Origin of the sequence: Delftia sp. GW456-R20, from assembly GCF_001622915.1 — a bacterium.
In the GTDB taxonomy this organism is placed as follows: domain Bacteria; phylum Pseudomonadota; class Gammaproteobacteria; order Burkholderiales; family Burkholderiaceae_C; genus Comamonas; species Comamonas acidovorans.
Genome location: NZ_LWCN01000003.1, coordinates 812,819 through 815,457 on the forward strand (window position 1 = coordinate 812,819; position 2,639 = coordinate 815,457).

The 2,639-nt window shown below is 64.0% G+C and carries 1 protein-coding gene; it reads right to left on the bottom strand.

The features are described from left to right. Positions 1-59 precede the first annotated feature (59 nt). Positions 60-2,459, bottom strand: coding sequence for a TonB-dependent siderophore receptor (locus A4F85_RS05030; protein WP_063325844.1), 2,400 nt, complete (start codon positions 2,457-2,459; stop codon positions 60-62). Positions 2,460-2,639: the final 180 nt, after the last annotated feature.

The window sequence follows — 2,639 nt, forward strand, 5'->3', positions numbered from 1 at the left end:
CAGACAAAGAAAAGGCCACGGCCGGATCGCTCCAGCCGTGGCCCATGGCCCATGCCCGCTTACCAGCGATAGGTGGCCGTGCCGATCACCTTGCGGGGCTCGCCGTAGAAGCAGCCGTAGGAGCAGCTGGCGATATAGGTCTTGTCGGTCAGGTTGGTGAGGTTCAGGGCGAAGCGCCAGGGTCCGGTGGTGTAGCTGACCATGGCATCCACCAGGGTGAACGCCGGCAGCGAGACCGGAACGCCATAGGCCAGGCCGCGTGTCTGGCCCAGGTACCTGGCGCCCATGCCCACCTTGAGGCCGGCAAGCCCGAAGTCTCCAAAGCTGTAGTCGCCCCACAGCGATATCTGGTTGTAGGGCACGCCGATGGAGCGCTTGCCCAGTTCGTCCGGCTGCAGGGGGCTTGCCTGCGTGGTGCGCGCATCCGTGTAGGCATAGGCGGCAATGATGTTCACATTGCGGCCGATGGAGCTTCGTGCCTCCAGCTCGAAGCCGCGGGAACGGACTTCACCGGCCTGTATGTTGAACGCCCTGCTGGCGTCCTGGGGATCGGGCACGAGAAGGTTCTGCCGGGTGAGCTGGAAGACCGCTGCCGAAACCATGGCCCGGGAGCCGCTGGGCTGGTAGCGGACACCGGCCTCGTACTGCTGCCCCGTCGTCGGCTTGAACCGCGATCCAAGGCGGTCCTGGCCCTGGGTGGGCTCGAAGGACTCGCTGTAGCTGAAGAAGGGGGCAAGGCCATTGGCGGCGAGATAGACCACGCCCAGCCGGCCCGTGAAGGCCGAGCTTTTCTCATTGGCCGCGCTCACGTCCCCGGTGAAGAAGTTCGTCTCGTTGAAGCGGACCTTGTCATAGCGGCCGCCCAGCAGAACCACCCACTTGTCATCGATCTTGATCTGGTCCTGCGCATAGATGCCAAGCCGCTTGTAGTCGTTCTTCCAGGACGAGCGGTAGTAGGGGGAGACAGGCCCCACCGGCTTGCCGTAGACCGGGTTGAAGACATCGAGGTCGGCGGCCTGCTGTTCATAGCGCTCGGTCTCGTGCTTTGGCAGGGCGTAGTCGAAGCCCACCAGCATGGTGTGCTTAATGCGGCCCTGGTCCAGCTGGTACTGCAGCGAGGTATCGGTCACGAAGGCCGACGAGCGGTCCCAGCGCGGCTGGTAGTAGCGCTCCACCACCGAGCGCTGGTCGGCGGACAGGCCCCAGCCGTCCGTGCTGAAGTAGCTGCTCTTTGCGTTGTAGTAGCGCATGCTGTTCCTGAGCTTGAGCTTTTCGGAAAAGGCATGCTCCAAGAGATAGCCGATGGAGTAGCGGTCCAGATCGAATTTGTCCCGTCCCGCCTCTCCAATGAAGCGGTTGCGGGGAATCTGTCCATTGATGTTGGGCAGCAGGGTGCCGTAGGCGGGCAGTCCGTAAACGTAGGTGGTGCGGTCCTTCTGGACCTCGGCCAACAGTGTCAGCGAGGTGTTCGCATCGGGCTGCCACTTGAGCGATGGGGCGACATAGGTTCTGTCATCGGGGACACGGTCGATGAAGCTGTCGCTGTCGCGCTTGAGCGCCACCAGCCGGTAGGACCATTTGCCCTCGTCGTCCAGGGCGCCCGCAAAATCACCCGACACCTGCTTGCGCCCGAAGCTTCCGGCGTCGATGTTCAGCTCCCGGATTTTTTCCGTGGTGGGCCGCTTGCTCACGGTGTTGACCACGCCGCCCGGGGAGACTGAGCCAAAGATCACCGAAGAGGCGCCCTTGAGCAGCTCGATGCGCTCCAGGCCGTAGGGCTCCTGCCGTCCGTCGTAGATGTTGGCCGTGAACAGGCTGCCGTCCCGGTACATGCCCGTGGTGCGGAACCCGCGCAGATACAGGCTGTCCGAGGTCCGGTCCAGGCCCTCGGCGCGGGTGACGCCGGCCGCGTAGCCCAGCGCATCCTGCAGGCTTTGCGACTTCAGCGTCTCGATCTCCTGGGCACCGATGACCGTGATGGACTGCGGTGTCTCCAGGATGGGCGTATCGGTCTTCGTGCCCGTTGAACTGCGCCGAGCGACATAGCCCTGCACGGGGCCGGCTGCAGTTTCGCTGTCCGTGACGTTGATGGTCGGCAAGGTCGCGCCGGAGACCGCGGGACGGCGGATGGCGAAGCCTCCGTTGTTCGTCCTGGTGGCTTCCAGGGACGTGCCGGCCAGCAGCTCCCGCAGGGCCTGCTCCGATGTCAGGCGGCCGTTGACGGCACGGGAACTGAGCCCGGCAACCAGGTCGCCTGCGGCAAACATCTGGGTTCCCGTCTGGCGGGACAGCTCGTTGATGGCCGAAGCCAGGGCCTGGGCCGGCACATGGATATCGAACACTTGGGCAGCCTCCTGCCCTGTGGCCTGGGCCACCGCCTCGGTGCTCCAGAACGAGACGGAACCAAAGGCCGTGGCAAGGGCCAGGCTCAGCAGATGTTGACGGTGCAAGGAAGGCATGGTCGAAGAATTTCCAAAGGCATTGAATGAGACTGGTTACCAACCGGGCACGGACCTCGGCGCTGGTTGTTGTGCATTCCAAAGACGTTCTGCGCAGAAAAATGGAGACAAGGTGTAACCCCGATTTCACGAAAAAACCGGGATGGGACGGGGGCGTCCTGCCCCCGTCCCCGGCTCACG